Source organism: Microbacterium sp. LS_15, from assembly GCF_041954735.1.
Taxonomy (GTDB): Bacteria; Actinomycetota; Actinomycetes; order Actinomycetales; family Microbacteriaceae; genus Microbacterium.
In genome coordinates, this window is the sequence record NZ_JAVAYD010000025.1 from 1 (window position 1) to 16826 (window position 16826).

Below are 16826 nucleotides of genomic sequence, written 5' to 3' on the forward strand. Positions count from 1 at the left end.
AGATGTGTATAAGAGCAAGCAACGGCCGGCGGGGGTGGGGCGGCTTCGTCGGCTCGCCGCGTATCGTCTCAGACGACTTCGTCGTCTTCGGTCAACGACCCGGAGGGGGTGGGGCGACCTCGTCGGATTTGGTTAACGCCCCGGGGGTGCGGCGACTCGGTCGGCTCTGCTCAGAGACCGGACGGATCGCGACGCCCCGCAGCATCCGCATCCTTCTTCCTGGCCGCAGTCATGCGCGGGACGAGCCTGCCGAAGACGAGGTAACCGAGCGCCCAGAGGATCGCCCCGCCCGCGATGAACGCACCGATGACCGCGACGTAGTCCCAGGCGCTGTCGAGCGGGAACCATCCGCTGAGCAGCAGCGCGGGCAGCACGGTCACGAACATGAGCGCGAGGTGCACGAGCGACTGCTTCCGCAGGCTCCACCCGGCGATGTCGTAGATCACGGATGCGCCGGCGACCGCCGCGACGATGACCCCGACCGCGAGGGTCGCACGCCCGTCGGCAGCCTTGTCCTGGAACAGGAGCGCCACTCCGATCGCGGTCATGATCACCAGCGGGATGCCCGCCCTCAGTACCGCTTTCATCGCCAGGCTCACCCTGCCACCATAGCGACGACGATGCGGGCATCCGGGCACGCCGTCTGGGAGCATCGAGGAATGGGTCAACCCGTCGAGATCGGTGAGCGCCTGGTGGCTGAGCTCATCGCCGAGCAGTTCCCTGATTGGGCGCACCTACCGGTTCGTGCGGTGGTGCGTCAGGGGTGGGACAACAGGACGTTCCGCCTGGGCGACGATATGTCGGCACGGCTTCCCCGTGCGGAGCCGTATGTTGCGGCCGTGGAGAAGGAGAGTCGTGCGCTCGAATTCCTCGACGGCAGGCTCCCCGTTTCTGTTCCCTCCGTCCTAGCGCTCGGGAAACCCGGCCGGGGGTATCCCTTCCCCTGGTCCATCCGCCGGTGGCTGCCCGGCGAGACCGTCGACGCAGCATCCGGGATCGACCGCGTGCAGCTCGCCATCGATCTCGGGAGTCTGCTGCGCGATCTGAGATCCCTTCCCGTCGACGCGGGCACTGCGGCCGGACGACACTCGTTCTACCGCGGCGCCCATCCGAGCGTCTACAGCGATGAGGTTCACGCCGCGCTCGAGCAGATGCCCAACGACGTGGATGGCGAGCACTGCCGGAGCGTGTGGCTCGCCGCGACCTCCAGCGTGTGGGACTCTGCTCCGGTCTGGTTCCACGGTGACGTCGCCGTCGGCAACCTGCTCGTCGTCGACGGCCGCCTGTCGGCGATGATCGACTTCGGCACCTGCGGGGTCGGTGATCCTGCCTGCGACCTCGTCATGGCGTGGACGTACTTCGACGGAGAAGCACGGGGAGCGTTCCGTGACGCGGTCAGCCTCGATGACGCGACGTGGCAGCGCGCCCGAGGATGGGCGCTGTGGAAAGCGCTGGTGACTCTTGCCGGCGAACCCGGACCCGGCGGTGATGACAGCCGGCGCGTGCTCGACGAGGTGCTGGCCGACCCGCTCTAGGAGTCTGCGCCGGTCAGCGCGCGATGCCGCGGAGCAGTCGCGTGACCGTCTCGTCGATGCGGGCGTCGCTGAGCGGCTGCCCGATGAGCGCCGCGTACGACGCCATCGCGATGAGCTGATCGGCGATGGCGTCGGCATCCAGGTCCGGGCGGATGTCGCCCGCCGACTGTCCGCGGGAGATCCGCTCCGCGACCCACGACCGGATCGGACCCGCCAGACGCTCGTTCAGCGCGAGCCCGAGCTCGTGGTCGGTGGCCGTCACCGCGATGAGCGCCCGCGCGAGGGCCGTTCCCTCGGGGCTGCCGAGTCCCGCCGACATCGCCGCGAACCACGCGTGCAGATCGGCGCGGACGTCGTCGGTGATCGGCACCTCGACATCAGCTCCGGGCAGGTCGCCCTCGAGCAGCGCCTCACCGAGGATCGCCGCCTTCGACGGCCACCAGCGGTAGATCGTCTGCTTGGCGACTCCCGCCGTCTCCGCGAGTCCCTCGATCGTCACAGCCTCATACGCGCCGGCGACGACGGCCGTGCGCATCGCGTCGAGCACGGAGCGGCGCGCGGCTTCACTACGAGGACGAGGCATGAGGACAAGGCTACTGAGGGATGCCGGGCGCGACGTCGCGTGGAATGCTGCCATGACGTCATCCGCGGTGTTAGCTGGGACGCATGACTGCGCAGCGACGAGCACACGATTCGGCCTCAGCCCGCCAGTGGGTCGTCGCCAGCATCCTCGCGCTCGTCGGCGGCGGCATCCTGCTGTGGTGGGGTGCGTCCGAGCTGCTCGCCGCGGGCGTCGCGGCGGACGCCGCCGGGACCGGAGGCGGATTCCCCGCGCTGGCTCTCGGCGCGGCCGTGATCGGGACCGTCTCAGCGGTGTGGGGGCTGTGCGCGCTCGCCTGGCAGCTCGGTCTGATGCTCCAGCGGCGACGAGAAGCATCCGGTCGCTGAGCAGATCCCGCGTCAGTCCTGGATGCCGGCGTCACGGCCGTAGCGGTCCTCGAAGACGCGCGTCGCTCGCCGAGCGGCGACGAGCTTGACAGCGCCGAAGACTGCGCCGCCGATGAAGACGACAACGGCGGCGACGCCGAACCACAGAAGCCAGCCACCTCTCCCCTCGACGACGAGCGTCATCTGCAGAACGGCCGCGATGATCGAGGAAACGATCGTCCAGACTGCGTAGTTCCTATCTCGACGAAGTGCGAAGCGCTGCTGGATCAGCGACGGGGTCGGCTCCGATTCGCTCATGGGGGAAGCGTAGCGGCCGGCAACGTCGCAGGTCACCCGATAAATCGGTGCTTGTCTTCAGCCTGATCTGACCGGTATACAGATCCCAGGCACACAGCAGTGTCCGCGATTCGTCGCGTCGGTCGAGGGGACGGCACCATGGGGCAGAGCACGACGTCGCGCGGACGGCGCAGAGCATGGCGCGAGATCGGGGTGATCATGGCCGCCCTCATCATCGGAAGCGTCGGACTCGTGGGCTGCGGCGCCACGACGAGTGCGGCGAACTCGTCGCCGGCATCCACTCCGACTCCCACGCCCACTCCGGAGACGACTTTCGAGACGGTGACCGAAGAGGTCGCCATCCCCTTCGCAGCGACCGTCGTGGACGACCCTCTCCGCGATCAGGGCACGACCGCTCTGGTGACGGCAGGCGTCGATGGCGTCAAGGTCATCACCTACAAGGTGACGCTCGTCGACGGAGTCGAGGTGCTGCGCGAGACGGTGAGCGAGGCCGTACAGACAGCTCCGGTCAATGAGGTCACGGCGATCGGCAGCAAGGCGCCGGCGCCCGTCGCCGCACCCGTTCCGCTCGTGCAGCAGGGCGGCGGAGGGTGCGACCCCAACTACACAGGTGCGTGCGTGCCGATCGCGAGTGATGTCGACTGCGCCGGCGGGAGCGGGAACGGCCCTGCGTACGTGCAGGGCCCTGTGCGGGTCGTCGGCTCGGACATCTACGACCTCGACCGCGACGGCGACGGGATCGCCTGCGACTAGTAGGCCGATCCGCTACTCGCCGCTTTCCTCCGCCCGCCGGTAGACCTGGGCAACCGCACCCGACCGGAACTCGCGCCGTTCCACGAGCTCGAGCCCGATACGCTCGCGCAAGCCCTCGAACAGATACGGGCCGTGACCGGCGACGATCGGATGCACGACGAAGATGTACTCGTCGATCAGACCGAGGTCGGCGAGCGACCGCGACAGTGCGACACCGCCGACCGACAGACCCTTGCCCGGCTGCTCCTTCAGACGCCGCACGGCCTCGGCGAGGTCGCCCTGCACGAGTTCTGCATTCCAGTCGACCTCGTCGAGGGTGTTCGAGACGACATACTTCTTCGCACGATCGAGGGTGTCGGCGAACTCCTGCTCGCCCGCGTCCATCCAGTCGGGCCAGACGCCGTCATCCGGACGCTTCCACGCCTCCCGCATCATCTCGAACGTGACGCGACCGTAGAGCTCGGCATCCGAGTTGTCCATCTGATCGGTCCAGAAACGCATCAGCTCGTCATCGGGCGCGACCCCGGCCTCGTGATGGACGCAGCCATCGAGGGTCACGTTGATCGCATACCGCAGTGGTCTCATGGCGCTGCTCCCTTGATGCGCAAAGTACGGGATCGGATGCGGTACAGAGTACGCCTCGTGAAGGGAACCGCGTTTCGTCTCGCTTCGCTCACTCAACGACCCGAAGAGATCACCGCGTTCCGTCTCGCTCCGCTCGCTCGACGACCGGTCCCGATAGCGTGGAGCCACGAGCCCGCGCGGGGGAGTCGCGCGACCGACGACCGGAGTCCACATGACGTCTCTGCGCCTGCGCGCGACCCGTACCCTCGCCCTCTCCACCCTCGCGGTCGTCGCACTGGCCGGGTGCAGTCCGTCGGGAAACGTGACCGGCGACGGCGACACCACCGAGAGCGTCGCCCTGCTCGAGGAGTTCTTCGGCCACCTCGAAGCCGGCGAGACGACGGATGCCGCGGCGATGACGTCGATCGACTTCCCGGCCGAGTTCCTCGACGAGGACTTCTACGTGGCATCCGCTGCCCTCCCCTCCGAGGCGAAGGTCGTGAAGACGAAGGGGTCCGACGAATACACCGTGACGGCGACCATGGAGTTCGTGCTGGACGACCCCGAGAATCCGGCGAGCGCGACCTTCCAGGTGAAGAACGACGACGGCGAGCGCACGATCTCGTGGCGCGATGAGAAGTTCTCGATCATCAACGTCGCCTCCCCCGGGCGCATCGTCGTGAACGGCGAGCTCGACTACGCGATGCAGCCCGATGACACGCACGACCTGTACCTGCTGCCCGCCCTGTACGACATCGCGTACGACGACCCGACCGGCACGACGCAGCTCGGCGATGACGGCACCAACGAGTTCACGCTGCCGTGGCCGATGGACGACGCGGACCCGGCATCGGACTTCCCCTCGAACGCGACGGTCACCCACTGGAACCTGTCGGTCAGCGCATGGGTGGAGCCCGACGTGATCGAGGCGGCGGACGCGCAGATCGACGCCCTCACCGACGCCTGCGTGGCCGAGCGGATGGCCGGACCGTCCTGCCCGCCCGAAGTGCTCGCGTACGGCAAGCCGCTGGTCGACCCGTCGACCGTCGAGTGGTTCCGCACCCCGGCCACGGGACCGGTGGTCAGTGACGGGCGGGTCGAGTACTCGAAGGGCTTCACCGTGCGCGCCGACGGCGTCACCTACCCCGAGCCCGCGGTGTACACCGGAACACTGACGAAGGATGCCGACGGCACGGTGACGTTCACGCGATAGACGGAGGGAGCCGCGTTTCGTCTCGCTTCGCTCGCTCAACGACCCGGCGGGCTCCACTCGCTCAACGATCCGGGGGCGACCGGGCGGTTGACCTTGACGCGAGGGCAACGTTTACCGTCGGATGACATGACCGTCACCCTGATCGACAGCGCCTCCGCGACCACCCGCATCCTCGACGCCGACCCGGCCGACCGCGCCGAACTCGTCCGCGAGATGTGGGCGCCGATGGCGGGCATGTACCACTTCGTCCCCGGTGGGCTCGATCTCGCCGACGTGCATCGGCAGAGTTTCGGGTTCGACGCCGAGCATCCGTCGGATGCGCTTCGCGCGGGACTCGACGCGCTCGTCGACGCCGACGCATGGCAACGCATCGAGACCGCGCTGCACACCGGCATCGAGGCACTGGAGCGCGCGAATCCCGGCATCCTCATCCCTGACCTGACCGTGCTGCTGGTCCTCGGAGATCCGACCAACGCGCACTTCGTCGATGAGGTGCAGGGGCTGTCCGGGTTCGGCGGCATCAGCGGGTACATCACCCTCACGCTGTGGCCGACTTCGCGCGTGCTCGACCGACTCGAGGCCATCGCCGTGCACGAGCTGCACCACACCGTGCGCTACTCCCCCGGCGGCGTCGTCTGGGATCCGACCACGGTCACCGTCGGAGAGCACGTGCTCTCGGAGGGACTCGCCGACGTCTTCGCCACCGAACTGTACGGCCCCTCCGGCTACACGCACTTCGTCTCACCCGAGACCCGCGCCGACGATCGCGTGCTCGCGAAGGTCACTTCCGGTTTCGGCGTCACCGGCATGCAGGACTTCGCGGCGTGGGTGCTCGGCGACGCGACAGCGCGTCTGTTCGGCGGCGAACCCGTCGGACTCCCCACCGGCGCCGGCTACGCCGCGGGCGCCCGCCTCGTCGAGGCGTACCGTGAGGTGAGCGGACGCACGGCGGCGGAATCCGTTCATGCGCCGTCATCCGGCATCCTGTCGGTCGCCCTTCCGCACCTCGGACTGGCTGCGATCACCGACGACTGAAGGGAGCACGCATGGAGTGGACCGTCTCCGAGCTCACCGAGCGCGCGGGCATCAGCGGGCGCACCCTGCGCCACTACGACCGCATCGGACTGCTGTCGCCCGACCGGATCGGCTCGAACAGCTACCGGTATTACGGCCCCGTAGCGGTGGCGCGGCTGCAACGCATCCTGCTCCTGCGCGACGCGGGCATGCCGCTCGCCGAGATCTCGTCAGTCCTCGATGCCGCCGAGACACCCGCGGCCGAGGTCGCCGCTCTGCGCGCACACCTCGCGCAGCTGCAGACCGAGCACGATGCCGTCGCCCGCCGCATCGCGTCGGTCGAGCACACCATCGAGATGCGCACTCAGGGACGCGAACCGCGCATGGACATCATGCTGCAGGGCTTCAACGACGACTACGAAGACGAGGTCGTGCAGCGCTGGGGCCGCGAAGCCTTCGACGCCTCGAACCGCTGGTGGCACGGCAAGTCGGTGCGACAGCAGCGCGACTGGAAAGCCCGCACCGATGCACTCGTCGGGCGGTGGCGCGAGCTGGACGAGCAAGGTCTCGGCCCGGAGTCGCCCGAGGTGCAGAGGCATGCCGCCTCGCACCTGGACTGGTTCGCCGAGATCCCCGGCACGCCCACGCACGCCGGCGACGCCGAGAACGCGACGGCGATGGTGCTCGGCATGGCCGACCAGTACGAGACGAACCCCGACTTCCACGACACGTTCGGGACGCCGGATGCCGCGGCCCTCGCCGCCGGGGCTCTGCGCCTCCACGTGCGGAAGCGGTGATCGCTCGCGTCGCAAGGGCCTGTCGCGGCATCCGTCCGGCGCTTTAGCGTGACCGGCATGTTGAAGATCGTGTCGATCGTGATCCGTGTGGACGACCTCCCCGCACAGGCCGAGTTCTGGAAGGCCGCCCTCGACTACGTCGAACGCGACCCCGCGACCGACGACTGGGTCGTGTTGAAACCGCGCGACGCCGACGCCCCCTGCATCGCGCTCGACGCGCACCGCTCCGAGCGGGTGCTGCCGCCCCGCATCCACCTCGACATCTACGCCGAGGACCAGGATGCCGAGGTCGAGCGTCTCTCCTCACTCGGCGCGACCGTCGTGCCGTGGGAAGGGCGTCCCGACGACGCGGACTACGTGACCATGCAGGATCCGGAGGGCAACCGCTTCTGCATCGTCGACCGGCCGGACTGGGTGGGCTGGAGTGCTGGCGGGCGGTGACGGATCAGAGCGTGCGGGAGTAGTAGAAGGCCCGCTCGCCGGTCGCCGGGTCGGCGCCGGTGAAGCCGTGGGCCTCGTAGAAGCGCATCGTGTCGGCATCCGACTCGTCGACGTTGATCTCGATCTCCGCGACGCCCAACCGCTGGCACGCCTCGACCATCACCCGCAGGATCTCGCCGCCGATGCCTCCGCCGCGCTCCTCCGGCGACACGTACATCTCGTCGAGCAGAGCGACCGGGCCATCCGACCACACGTTCGGACGCACCGTCACCAGCGCGACGCCGATCGCCGGCTCCCCGCCGAGCACCGCGAACGTCGACGGACCGGAGAGCAGGGTCCGCAGCCGCCGAGTGAGCACCTCGACCCCCGGGGTCGCGGTGTCGAACTCGGTGTTGAAGGCGTGCAGCAGCTCGGCGATGCGCGGGGCATCGTCGGGCGTGGCCGTGCGGATGCGGTACGCGCGGGGTTCGTTCATCGGGTCTCTTTCGGGTAGAGAAGCATCGGGATGCCGGAGTGTGGCGATCCGAGGAATGTAGCGCGTTTCGTCTCGCTTCGCTCGCTCAACGACCCGCGGCGGCGCCGCCGCCGGTCAGTTGGATTCGGCCTTGCGGGAGCCGGCCTCGAGCACGTCGCCGGCCGGGAGCTCCTTGTGGCCGCCGAACTGCAGACGCATCGCCGAGAGCACCTGGTTCGCGAACCGGTCTTCGTCGCGCGACGCGAAGCGCTCGAAGAGGGATGCTGCGAGCACCGGCACCGGAACGCCCACGTCGACCGCGGCCTTGACCGTCCAGCGGCCCTCGCCCGAGTCGGAGACGCGACCCGCGAGCCCGTCGAGCGTCGGGTTCTCGGCGAGCGCCGCCGCCGTCAGGTCGAGCAGCCACGACGAGATCACCGATCCGCGGCGCCACAGCTCCGAGACCTTCGCGGTGTCGATGGGGAACTGGTAGTACTCCGGCTCCTCCAGCGGCGCGATCTCGGCGGAGTGCTCGGCCTCGCGCACCCCGGCATCGGCGTTGTGCAGCAGGTTCAGGCCCTCGGCGATCGACGCCATGATGCCGTACTCGATGCCGTTGTGAACCATCTTCACGAAGTGCCCCGCGCCCGACGGGCCGCAGTGCAGGTAGCCGAGCTCCTCCGGTCCGAGCTCGCCGGTGCGCCCGGGGGTGCGCTCGATCTCGCCCTCGCCCGGCGCGATCGTCTTCAGGATCGGCTCGATGCGCTGCACGGCCTCGTCCGGCCCGCCGACCATGAGGCAGTAGCCGCGGTCGAGTCCGAAGACGCCGCCGCTCGTGCCCACGTCGACGTAGTGGATGCCGCGCTCCGTCAGCGCCTTCGCCCGACGGACGTCGTCGCGGTAGTTCGAGTTGCCCCCGTCGATGAGGATGTCGCCCTCGTCGAGAACGGCCGCGACCTCATCGGCCACCGAGCCGGTCAGCGACGCGGGCACCATCATCCAGACCGCGCGCGGAGCCTCGAGCTTCGACGCGAGGTCGGCCATGCTGTCCGCCCCGACGGCACCCTCCGCGACCAGTGCCTGCACGGCATCCGCGTTGACGTCGTAGACGACGCACTCATGTCCGTCGCGCATCAGGCGGCGCACGATGTTCGCGCCCATCCGTCCGAGTCCGATCATCGCGAGCTGCATGAGGGTTCCTTCCATCGCCGAGCAGGGATGTCGTCATCCTCACACGCCCGCGGGCTGCGACCAAAGGGGGTGGCGCGTTTCGCGGAGAGGTGGGAGGGATCGGCGGGTTCTGCGGAGGGAGCCGCGTATCGTATCGCTTCGCCCGCTCAACGACCCGGGGATCAGCGGTCGGTGCCGGCGGGGGCATCGATTCCGTCGCGGGAACCGACGACCTCGTCCTCGGGAAGAGCCTCCGCCAACCGCATCCGTTCCTCCGGTGTGAGCACGATGTCGGCCGCAGCCGCGTTCTCGTCGAGCCGAGCGCGGCGCCGCGTCCCGGGAATCGGCACGAGCCCCTCCGACAGCACCCACGCGAGCGCGATCTGCGCGACCGTCGCCCCCTTGTCGCGGGCGACCGCCTCGACGCGTTCGACGAGGCGACGGTTCGCCGCGAACGCCTCCGGCTGGAACCGTGGCAGGCGACGGCGCGCGTCCCCGGCATCCAGTTCGTCGAGCGAGCGGATGCTGTCGGTCAGCGTCCCCCGCCCCAGAGGCGAGAACGCGACCACGCCGATGCCGAGCTCGTCGGCCGTGGCCTTCTCGTCGTTGCGCAGCATGTCGCGGGCGAACAGCGAGAACTCCGACTGCACGGCAGCGATCGGATGCACGGCGTGCGCACGACGCAGCGTCGGGGCCGATGCCTCCGACAACCCGATGTGCCGCACCTTGCCCTCGCGCACGAGCTCCGCGAGCGCGCCGACGCTCTCTTCGATGGGCACGTTCGGATCGACCCGGTGCAGGTAGTAGAGGTCGATCACGTCGGTGCCCAGATGCCGCAACGACCGCTCGCACGCACGACGGATGTACGCGGGGCTCCCGTTGCGCCCGTGCACCGTGCCGTCGTCATCGGTCTCCGACGACGCCTTCGTCGCGAGGGTGATCTCGTCGCGTCGCGCACCGAGCGCACGCCCGATGAGCTTCTCGTTCTCGAACGGCCCGTACGCCTCGGCCGTGTCGATGAAGGTGACCCCGATGTCGACGGCGTGCTGCAGGGTGGCGACCGCCTCCCCCTCATCGGTAGGACCGTAGAAGGCGCTCATCCCCATCGCGCCGAGTCCGATCGACGAGACCGTGAGTCCGTCGCCGAGTGCCGAGTGCTTCATCCGTGCCGTCCTTCCGTGCGAGCCGAGGGCTCGCCGCCTGCAATCGCGCGGCGATACGCGTCGATCTTCCTGTCGAGCGCGGCGAGGTGCCGCCGCGTCTCCTCCCACCGCGCGAGCACCAGCTCTCGATGCGCCTGCAGGATGCGGAGCCTGTCGCCCTCCGTGCCGGCACGCCGTGACAGCTCCGCGAGCTCCCGCATCGCGGAGACGGGCATGCCGGTCGCCCGCAGCATGAGCAGGCCGCCGATCCACGCGAGGTCGCTCTCGTCGTAGCGACGCCGATTGCCCGGATCGCGCGGCGTCGGATCGAGCATCAACCCGCGGCGCTCATAGAAACGCAGGGTCGACACCGGCAGCCCCGTCGCCCGGGCGACCTCGCCGATCGTCAGGCCCTCCTCGGGCACGACCACATCGAGACGAGGCAGTGCGATCTCTTCCATGGGTTCATCCTCCGACCTGAACCACGGTGCAGGTCAAGCGGGGCCATGGGGGCGGGGAGGAGAGAGCAATAGGTATAGAACCTCAGCCGCTCCATATATTTATAGATATAAATAGCTTTAATGCGTTTTTCGGGCTACAGTGACGATGTCGCCCAGAGCGGGGCGACCCGAGATCGACCGAGGAGCATCGTGGCTCAGACCCATTCGGCCTTCATCCACTCCGTCGCGGAGCGCGTGCGCGCCCGCACCGACGAGGCCACCGCGGCGATGTTCGAGCGCTGCTTCGAGAACACGCTCGGCACGACCCTGCGCGAGATGCCCGACGGCACGCTGTTCATGCTGACGGGCGACATCCCGGCGATGTGGCTCCGCGACTCGACCGCGCAGCTCGGCCCCTACCTGCACTTCGCGGCCGAGGACCAGGCGATCAGCGACATGATCGCGGCGGTGTCGCGGCGGCAGATCGACTACGTGCTGCTCGACCCGTACGCGAACGCGTTCAACGCGGCAGCCGACGGCAGCGGACACCAGAGCGACCTCACCGAGCAGTCGCCGTGGGTGTGGGAGCGCAAATACGAGGTCGACTCGCTCTGCTACCCCGTGCAGCTCGCCCACGACCTGTGGACGCTGACCGGCCGCACCGACCACCTGGGTGAACCGTTCGCCAGGGCGGCCCGCGCCATCATCGCACTGTGGCGCACGGAGCAGGACCACGAGGCCCGGTCGACCTACCGCTTCCAGCGCTTCGACTGCCCGCCGACCGACACCCTCGTGCGCGACGGCCTCGGCAGCGAGACCGCGCCGACCGGCATGACCTGGTCGGCGTTCCGCCCCAGCGACGACGCCTGCGAGCACGGCTACAACGTGCCGGGCAACATGTTCGCCGCCGTCGAGCTGCAGCACATCGAGGCCATCGCGACCGCCGTGCTCGACGACGCCGAGCTCGCGGCGAGCGCCCGCGCCCTCCGCGCCGACATCGAGCGGGGCATCGCGGAGCACGGAGTCGTCGACACCCCCGACCACGGACGGGTGTATGCCTACGAGGTCGACGGCCGCGGCGGCATCCTGCTCCTCGACGACGCCAACGTGCCGAGCCTGCTCTCCCTGCCGCTGATCGGCTGGAGCGGAACCGACGATCCCCTCTACCTCTCGACCCGCTCGTGGATCCTCAGCGACGCCAACCCCACCTTCGTCTCGGGCACCCTGCCCTGGGGCGACGAGGCGCGCGGCCTCGGCAGCCCGCACACCCCGGCCGGGCACATCTGGCCGATCGGGCTGTGCATCGAAGCGCTCACGACCGACGACCCCGGTGAGAAGCAGCGCATCCTGCGGCTGCTCCTGGAGACGGATGCCGGGACCGGCCTCATGCACGAATCGTTCCTCGCGACCGACCCGTCGGTGTTCACGCGCGAGTGGTTCTCGTGGGCCAACGCGATGTTCTGCGAGCTCGTGCTCGACATCACCGGCTTGCGCACGCTGAAGCGCGAGCCGCTCGACCGCGAGTCCCTGACCCGCCAGTCCCTGACCGAGGCGCGGTCGGCATGAGCGCGCAGATCACCGCCGCACCGGCATCCGTCTCCTCGCAGCCGCCGACGACGCCGAGCCGCCCCGCGAAGCCGCGCAGATCGCGCAACCCCTCAGCGCGGCAGATGACGGGGAACGCCTGGCTGTTCCTGCTCGTGCCCGGCGTGCTGTTCGTCGTGTTCATGGCGCTGCCGATCGTCATGGCCCTCGTGCTGAGCCTCACCGACTACGCGATCGTCGGCGACGTCGAATGGCTCGGCATCCAGAACTACCTCGACATCGCCGTCGACCCGTTCTTCTGGATCGCCCTGCGCAACACCGCCTACTACACGCTGCTCTACGTGCCGGCGGGGCTCATCGTCGCACTCGGCACCGCCCTGCTGCTCAACCGCCGCCACCGCGCGGTGCGGCTGTTCCGCACGCTCTTCTACATCCCGGTCGTCGCCTCGACGGTCGCGACGGCGACGATCTGGTTCTGGATGCTGAACCCGCAGAACGGTCTGCTCAACGTGGCGCTCAGCTGGTTCGGCATCGACGGACCCGCATGGCTCTACGAGTCGCAGTGGGCCATGATCGCGATCGTCATGATGAGCGTGTGGGCCGGCTTCGGCGCCAACATGATCATCTTCCTCGGCGGGCTGCAGGGCGTGCCGGGCGAACTCTACGAGGCGGCGCGACTCGACGGCGCGAACGCGTGGCAGCAGTTCCGCTACGTGACGCTGCCGTCGCTCACCCGCACGACGTTCCTCGTGTCGACGCTGCTGATCATCGGGGCGTTCCAGGTCTTCGACCAGGCGTACGTGCTCACCAAGGGCGGCCCGGGCAACTCGACCGTCACGATGGTCTACTACATCTACAACAAGGGCTTCGGGGCGCTCGAGATGGGCTACGCCTCCGCCCTGTCGTTCGTGCTGTTCCTCATCATCCTCGTCTTCTCCCTGGTCAACGCCAGGCTCACGAACAGGAGGGACGCGTGATGACGAACACCCTCAGCGGACCCCGCACCGTCGCCACCTCGATCGCCGCGGGCACCACCCTCGCCCCGGTCCCGACCTCGCGGCGCAAGACCCCGCGGCAGCGCCTCGCGACGATCGGCTGGTACGTCGGCGTCATCCTCATCAGCGTCATCACGGTCGCACCGCTCGTCTGGACGATCTCGACGTCGCTGAAGCCCGCGAGCGAGATCCTCTCCGGCGCACTCAACCTCATCCCCGCGAACGCCACGATCGAGAACTACCTGCAGGTGTTCGACGAGGTGCCGTTCGGTCGGTACTTCGTCAACTCGCTCGTTCTCGGACTCGGCGGCGCAGCGACGAACATCTTCTTCGGCGCCCTCGGCGGATACGCACTCGCCAAGCTGCGGTTCAGGGGCCGCGCCGCCGTCTTCGGCGTCTTCCTGTCGTCGCTCATGATCCCGGGCATCATCACGATGATCCCGTCGTTCCTCATCCTGCGCGGCATCCCGTTCGCCGGAGGCAACGACGTTCTCGGACAGGGCGGACTCGGCCTCATCAACACCTACTGGGCCGTGATCATCCCCGGCGCCGCGGGCGCGTTCGCGGTGTTCTTCATGAAGCAGTTCTTCGAGACGCTGCCCGACGAGCTCGGCGAGGCCGCCCGCATCGACGGCGCCAGCGAGTTCCGCATCTTCGCGGTCATCTACTTCCCGCTCGCGAAGGCCGGACTCGCCGTGCTCGGCATCATCAGCTTCCAGGCCGGTTGGAACAACTTCCTCTGGCCGCTGATCGTGCTCAACAGCCAGGACATGATGACCGTCCAGGTCGGCCTCGCCTCGTTCGTCAACAACTACGAGACCGCCTATGGCCCGCTCATGGCCGGCACCGTGATCGCCAGTCTCCCCGTGCTGCTCGTCTTCCTCTTCGCGCAGCGCTGGATCATCGAGGGCGTCGCGCACGTCGGCACCAAATAACCCCTTTCCACTCCACCCACCCACCACAGCACCACCATCCACCGAGGAGAATTCGATGAAGAAGAACCTGCGAGCCCTGGCCGTCGTCGCGACGGCGACCCTCGCCGTCACCGTCGCGGGCTGCGCCTCCGGCGACTCCGGCGGCGGCAGCGCCGACGGCGGACCCGAACCCGTCGTCATGTGGGGATCCTGGTCGGGCGACCAGGTCGACCAGCTCGAAGAGCAGGCCGCCCGCTTCAACGAGTCGCAGGACGAGTACGAGGTCTCGTACGTGCCGCAGGAGCTCGTCGAGGAGAAGCTACTCACCGCCCTCGCGGGCGGTCAGGTGCCCGACGTCGTGCTCTGGGACCGCTATCAGACCTCGCTCTACGCCCCCAAGGGCGCGCTCGCGTCGATCGACGACTTCGTGAAGGAGGATGCCGTCGACACGAGCGTCTTCTACGAGCCCGCCCTCGGCGAGATGGAGGTCGACGGAGAGCTCTACGGCCTCCCCCTGCTCGTCGACAACCGGTCGCTGCTGTTCAACAAGACGCTGCTGGAGGATGCCGGTGTCACGCCGCCCACGAACTGGGACGAGCTGAAGACCGCCGCCGAGGCCCTGACCGTCAAGGACGGCGGAACGCTCACCCAGGCCGGACTCGACCTCAGCGACCCCGGGCTGTTCAACATGTACCTCGCCCAGGCCGGCGGCCAGCTGCTCAACGACGACGAGACCAAGACCGCGTTCAACAGCCCCGAGGGCCTCGAGGTGCTGGAGTTCTGGCAGAGCCTGCTCGACGCCGACGTGTACGAGCAGGGCTTCGGCGACACCGGCGACTCCTTCGCCGAGAGCAAGACCGCCATGAAGCTCGACGGACCGTGGGCGCTGTCGACGCTCGACAAGGTCGACGGCCTCGAGTACGGCGTCGTGCAGCCGCCGGCCGGACCGAACGGCGACAAGGGCGCCTACATGGGCGGCTTCGGACTCGTCATCCCCGAGGGCGCGAAGAACGCCGAAGGCGCGTGGGAGTTCATGAAGTGGTGGACCACCGAGGCCGAGAACGGCGTCGCGTTCGGTGAGATCGCCGGCTGGATCCCCGCCAACATCGAGGCGGCGAACGACCCCTACTTCACCGAGGACGAGCACTACGCCGCCTTCATCGAGGCCATGAACTACGCGCAGACCCGCCCGAACGTGCAGGGCTTCTCCGACGTCGAGGGCAAGGCCCTCGTGCCCGCGCTCGAGCGCTTCCTCTCCGGCGAGATCTCGGCCGAGCAGGCGCTCAAGGAGGCCCAGGAGCAGGGCGACCAAATCCTCGAGCAGAACCGCTGACCGGCCTCCGCCTTTCGAATCGCGCACTTTGCAACGTCGGCGGCCCGCCGGTTGCCAGGTGAGCGATTCGAAACCCACCCGACGAGAAGGACACATGAACGACACCACCTGGTCGGCGCGAGCCGACACCGCCCAGCACAGCATCGACCACTGGTTCGGTGCCGACGGCATCCGGTTCCTCGCGAACAGCCACCCGCACGACCGCGGCGACACCGAGGTCTTCAACTACTGGTGGCTGGCCCACGTGATCGACGCCCGGGTCGACGCGTGGCTGCGCACCGGTGACCCCGAGTGGACCGACCGCGCGATCGCCGCCCGCGACAATATCGTCGCGCGCAACGGCGGCCAGCTGTTCAACGACTACTTCGACGACATGCTGTGGTTCGCCCTCGCGCTGGAGCGCGTGCACCGGGCGACCGGCGAGCAGCGCTTCCTCGACGAGGCGATCGCGATCTGGGACCACGTCATCGCGGAGGGCTGGAACGACACACTCGGCGAGAGTCTGGCCTGGCGGAAGCAGCAGCTGTACTACAAGAACACGCCCGCGAACGGGCCGCTCGTCATCCTCGGCGTCCGGCTCAGTCGTCTGGATCGTACGCGCGACTATCTCGGGTACGCCCTTCGCGCGTTCGACTGGCTGACCGCCACCCTCGTCGGGGCCGATGGGTTCGTCGAAGACGGCGTCAACCGGGAGGAGGACGGCCGGGTCGACACGCAGTGGCGGTTCACGTACAACCAGGGCCTGTACGTCGGGGCCGCCGTCGAGCTGCACGCCGCCACCGGCGACCGCGCCTACCTCGACCGCGCGGTGCAGACGGCCATGACCGCGGTGCGCGAGCTCAGCGACGGGACCGTCTTCCCCGACGAGGGCGACGGCGGTGACGAGGGGCTGTTCAAGGGCGTGTTCTACCGCTACCTCGGCGAGCTGATCGCGGCTCTCGCCGATGACGAGCGATACGCCGACGAGAAGGCCGCGCTCGAGGAGTTCCTGCGAGCGGGCACCGACGCGCTGTGGACGAACGGCCTCGTGGACGGACACCTGCGCCCCGGCAACGACTGGTCGAAGCCGCCGGTCGAGTGGATCCCGTACTCGACACTGCTGAGCGCGGTCTTCGCGGTCGAGCAGCGGGCGCGCCTCGACGCGCGCGACGCCGGGACGGATGCTGCGGCGAGCGCCGCCATGGGGGAGAGCAGTTCCGTGGGGGTCGCCGGCTGACGGCATCCTCGCCCGCTTCCCCCTCCCCGGTCGGCACCACCTGTGGGAACTCCTC

Annotated in this window: 20 protein-coding genes; 12 read left to right on the forward strand and 8 right to left on the reverse strand. The window is 68.8% G+C overall.

The genetic code is table 11. The annotated features are described in order from the left end of the window. Positions 1–170 precede the first annotated feature (170 nt). Positions 171–599: a DUF3021 family protein gene (locus tag RAC69_RS16655; RefSeq protein WP_375087809.1), complete on the reverse strand. Its 429-nt coding sequence runs from the start codon at positions 597–599 to the stop codon at positions 171–173. A 60-nt stretch (positions 600–659) separates the two neighbouring features. Between RAC69_RS16655 and RAC69_RS16660 the strand changes: the two genes are divergently transcribed. Further along, on the forward strand, positions 660–1535 hold the full coding sequence (locus RAC69_RS16660; protein WP_375087810.1) for an aminoglycoside phosphotransferase family protein: 876 nt from the start codon (positions 660–662) through the stop codon (positions 1533–1535). A gap of 13 nt (positions 1536–1548) precedes the next feature. Here the strand turns inward: RAC69_RS16660 and RAC69_RS16665 are convergent, their stop codons facing one another. Continuing rightward, the gene (locus RAC69_RS16665) at positions 1549–2118 is read right to left on the reverse strand and encodes a TetR/AcrR family transcriptional regulator (protein ID WP_375087811.1); all 570 of its coding nucleotides are present in this window, start codon (positions 2116–2118) and stop codon (positions 1549–1551) included. Positions 2119–2201: 83 nt separating this feature from the next. On the opposite strand from RAC69_RS16665, the gene RAC69_RS16670 reads away from it, so the two are divergent. After that, positions 2202–2483: a hypothetical protein gene (locus RAC69_RS16670; protein WP_375087812.1), complete on the forward strand. Its 282-nt coding sequence runs from the start codon at positions 2202–2204 to the stop codon at positions 2481–2483. A gap of 12 nt (positions 2484–2495) precedes the next feature. Here the strand turns inward: RAC69_RS16670 and RAC69_RS16675 are convergent, their stop codons facing one another. Beyond that, complete coding sequence (locus tag RAC69_RS16675) at positions 2496–2780, reverse strand: hypothetical protein (protein WP_375087813.1); 285 nt, start codon at positions 2778–2780, stop codon at positions 2496–2498. A 138-nt stretch (positions 2781–2918) separates the two neighbouring features. On the opposite strand from RAC69_RS16675, the gene RAC69_RS16680 reads away from it, so the two are divergent. After that, positions 2919–3533 carry a G5 domain-containing protein gene (locus RAC69_RS16680; RefSeq protein ID WP_375087814.1) on the forward strand — a complete coding sequence of 205 codons (615 nt, stop codon included), beginning with the start codon at positions 2919–2921 and terminating at the stop codon, positions 3531–3533. 12 nt (positions 3534–3545) lie between these two features. Here RAC69_RS16680 and RAC69_RS16685 read toward each other — a convergent pair whose 3' ends face one another. Further along, complete coding sequence (locus RAC69_RS16685; RefSeq protein ID WP_375087815.1) at positions 3546–4118, reverse strand: dihydrofolate reductase family protein; 573 nt, start codon at positions 4116–4118, stop codon at positions 3546–3548. Between the two features lie 211 nt (positions 4119–4329). On the opposite strand from RAC69_RS16685, the gene RAC69_RS16690 reads away from it, so the two are divergent. From RAC69_RS16690 to RAC69_RS16705, 4 genes are all read left to right on the forward strand, one after another. Next, a complete protein-coding gene (locus RAC69_RS16690) occupies positions 4330–5310 on the forward strand; it encodes a hypothetical protein (protein WP_375087816.1) in 981 nt (326 codons plus the stop codon). A 126-nt stretch (positions 5311–5436) separates the two neighbouring features. Beyond that, entirely contained in the window at positions 5437–6345 is a 909-nt protein-coding gene (locus RAC69_RS16695; protein ID WP_375087817.1) for a DUF2268 domain-containing protein, read from the forward strand. A gap of 11 nt (positions 6346–6356) precedes the next feature. Next, positions 6357–7121 carry a MerR family transcriptional regulator gene (locus tag RAC69_RS16700; protein ID WP_375087818.1) on the forward strand — a complete coding sequence of 255 codons (765 nt, stop codon included), beginning with the start codon at positions 6357–6359 and terminating at the stop codon, positions 7119–7121. Positions 7122–7178: 57 nt separating this feature from the next. Continuing rightward, on the forward strand, positions 7179–7562 hold the full coding sequence (locus tag RAC69_RS16705; RefSeq protein WP_375087819.1) for a VOC family protein: 384 nt from the start codon (positions 7179–7181) through the stop codon (positions 7560–7562). A 4-nt stretch (positions 7563–7566) separates the two neighbouring features. Here the strand turns inward: RAC69_RS16705 and RAC69_RS16710 are convergent, their stop codons facing one another. From RAC69_RS16710 to RAC69_RS16725, 4 genes are all read right to left on the reverse strand, one after another. Then, the gene (locus tag RAC69_RS16710; RefSeq protein WP_375087820.1) at positions 7567–8037 is read right to left on the reverse strand and encodes a GNAT family N-acetyltransferase; all 471 of its coding nucleotides are present in this window, start codon (positions 8035–8037) and stop codon (positions 7567–7569) included. Between the two features lie 114 nt (positions 8038–8151). Next, positions 8152–9207 (reverse strand): phosphogluconate dehydrogenase (NAD(+)-dependent, decarboxylating), encoded by a 1056-nt coding sequence (gene gnd / locus RAC69_RS16715; RefSeq protein ID WP_375087821.1) that lies wholly within the window; start codon positions 9205–9207, stop codon positions 8152–8154. A gap of 161 nt (positions 9208–9368) precedes the next feature. Next, positions 9369–10349 carry an aldo/keto reductase gene (locus RAC69_RS16720; protein ID WP_375087822.1) on the reverse strand — a complete coding sequence of 327 codons (981 nt, stop codon included), beginning with the start codon at positions 10347–10349 and terminating at the stop codon, positions 9369–9371. Next, positions 10346–10789 carry a MerR family transcriptional regulator gene (locus tag RAC69_RS16725; RefSeq protein WP_375087823.1) on the reverse strand — a complete coding sequence of 148 codons (444 nt, stop codon included), beginning with the start codon at positions 10787–10789 and terminating at the stop codon, positions 10346–10348. Before RAC69_RS16725 ends, RAC69_RS16720 begins: the two co-directional genes overlap by 4 nt. 189 nt (positions 10790–10978) lie before the next feature. On the opposite strand from RAC69_RS16725, the gene RAC69_RS16730 reads away from it, so the two are divergent. From RAC69_RS16730 to RAC69_RS16750, 5 genes are all read left to right on the forward strand, one after another. Further along, positions 10979–12334, forward strand: coding sequence for a glycoside hydrolase family 125 protein (locus RAC69_RS16730; RefSeq protein WP_375087824.1), 1356 nt, complete (start codon positions 10979–10981; stop codon positions 12332–12334). Then, positions 12331–13290 (forward strand): carbohydrate ABC transporter permease, encoded by a 960-nt coding sequence (locus RAC69_RS16735; RefSeq protein ID WP_375087825.1) that lies wholly within the window; start codon positions 12331–12333, stop codon positions 13288–13290. The genes RAC69_RS16730 and RAC69_RS16735 overlap by 4 nt, the downstream gene beginning before the upstream one ends. Next, complete coding sequence (locus tag RAC69_RS16740) at positions 13290–14243, forward strand: carbohydrate ABC transporter permease (RefSeq protein ID WP_375087828.1); 954 nt, start codon at positions 13290–13292, stop codon at positions 14241–14243. Before RAC69_RS16735 ends, RAC69_RS16740 begins: the two co-directional genes overlap by 1 nt. A 55-nt stretch (positions 14244–14298) precedes the next feature. Further along, positions 14299–15555: an ABC transporter substrate-binding protein gene (locus tag RAC69_RS16745; protein ID WP_375087826.1), complete on the forward strand. Its 1257-nt coding sequence runs from the start codon at positions 14299–14301 to the stop codon at positions 15553–15555. Positions 15556–15649: 94 nt separating this feature from the next. Next, positions 15650–16771, forward strand: coding sequence for a glycoside hydrolase family 76 protein (locus RAC69_RS16750; RefSeq protein WP_375087827.1), 1122 nt, complete (start codon positions 15650–15652; stop codon positions 16769–16771). The last annotated feature ends 55 nt before the right edge of the window (positions 16772–16826 follow it).

Bases quoted from the DNA above. Each gene is read 5' to 3' on its own strand.
- RAC69_RS16740 (WP_375087828.1), top strand. From the start codon at position 13,290: ATGACGAACACCCTCAGCGGACCCCGCACCGTCGCCACCTCGATCGCC.
- RAC69_RS16705 (WP_375087819.1), top strand. From the start codon at position 7,179: ATGTTGAAGATCGTGTCGATCGTGATCCGTGTGGACGACCTCCCCGCA.
- RAC69_RS16710 (WP_375087820.1), bottom strand. From the start codon at position 8,037: ATGAACGAACCCCGCGCGTACCGCATCCGCACGGCCACGCCCGACGAT.
- RAC69_RS16680 (WP_375087814.1), top strand. From the start codon at position 2,919: ATGGGGCAGAGCACGACGTCGCGCGGACGGCGCAGAGCATGGCGCGAG.
- RAC69_RS16720 (WP_375087822.1), bottom strand. From the start codon at position 10,349: ATGAAGCACTCGGCACTCGGCGACGGACTCACGGTCTCGTCGATCGGA.
- RAC69_RS16750 (WP_375087827.1), top strand. From the start codon at position 15,650: ATGAACGACACCACCTGGTCGGCGCGAGCCGACACCGCCCAGCACAGC.
- RAC69_RS16670 (WP_375087812.1), top strand. From the start codon at position 2,202: ATGACTGCGCAGCGACGAGCACACGATTCGGCCTCAGCCCGCCAGTGG.
- RAC69_RS16675 (WP_375087813.1), bottom strand. From the start codon at position 2,780: ATGAGCGAATCGGAGCCGACCCCGTCGCTGATCCAGCAGCGCTTCGCA.
- RAC69_RS16660 (WP_375087810.1), top strand. From the start codon at position 660: ATGGGTCAACCCGTCGAGATCGGTGAGCGCCTGGTGGCTGAGCTCATC.
- RAC69_RS16735 (WP_375087825.1), top strand. From the start codon at position 12,331: ATGAGCGCGCAGATCACCGCCGCACCGGCATCCGTCTCCTCGCAGCCG.
- RAC69_RS16695 (WP_375087817.1), top strand. From the start codon at position 5,437: ATGACCGTCACCCTGATCGACAGCGCCTCCGCGACCACCCGCATCCTC.
- RAC69_RS16745 (WP_375087826.1), top strand. From the start codon at position 14,299: ATGAAGAAGAACCTGCGAGCCCTGGCCGTCGTCGCGACGGCGACCCTC.
- RAC69_RS16700 (WP_375087818.1), top strand. From the start codon at position 6,357: ATGGAGTGGACCGTCTCCGAGCTCACCGAGCGCGCGGGCATCAGCGGG.
- RAC69_RS16665 (WP_375087811.1), bottom strand. From the start codon at position 2,118: ATGCCTCGTCCTCGTAGTGAAGCCGCGCGCCGCTCCGTGCTCGACGCG.
- RAC69_RS16685 (WP_375087815.1), bottom strand. From the start codon at position 4,118: ATGAGACCACTGCGGTATGCGATCAACGTGACCCTCGATGGCTGCGTC.
- gnd (WP_375087821.1), bottom strand. From the start codon at position 9,207: ATGCAGCTCGCGATGATCGGACTCGGACGGATGGGCGCGAACATCGTG.
- RAC69_RS16690 (WP_375087816.1), top strand. From the start codon at position 4,330: ATGACGTCTCTGCGCCTGCGCGCGACCCGTACCCTCGCCCTCTCCACC.
- RAC69_RS16725 (WP_375087823.1), bottom strand. From the start codon at position 10,789: ATGGAAGAGATCGCACTGCCTCGTCTCGATGTGGTCGTGCCCGAGGAG.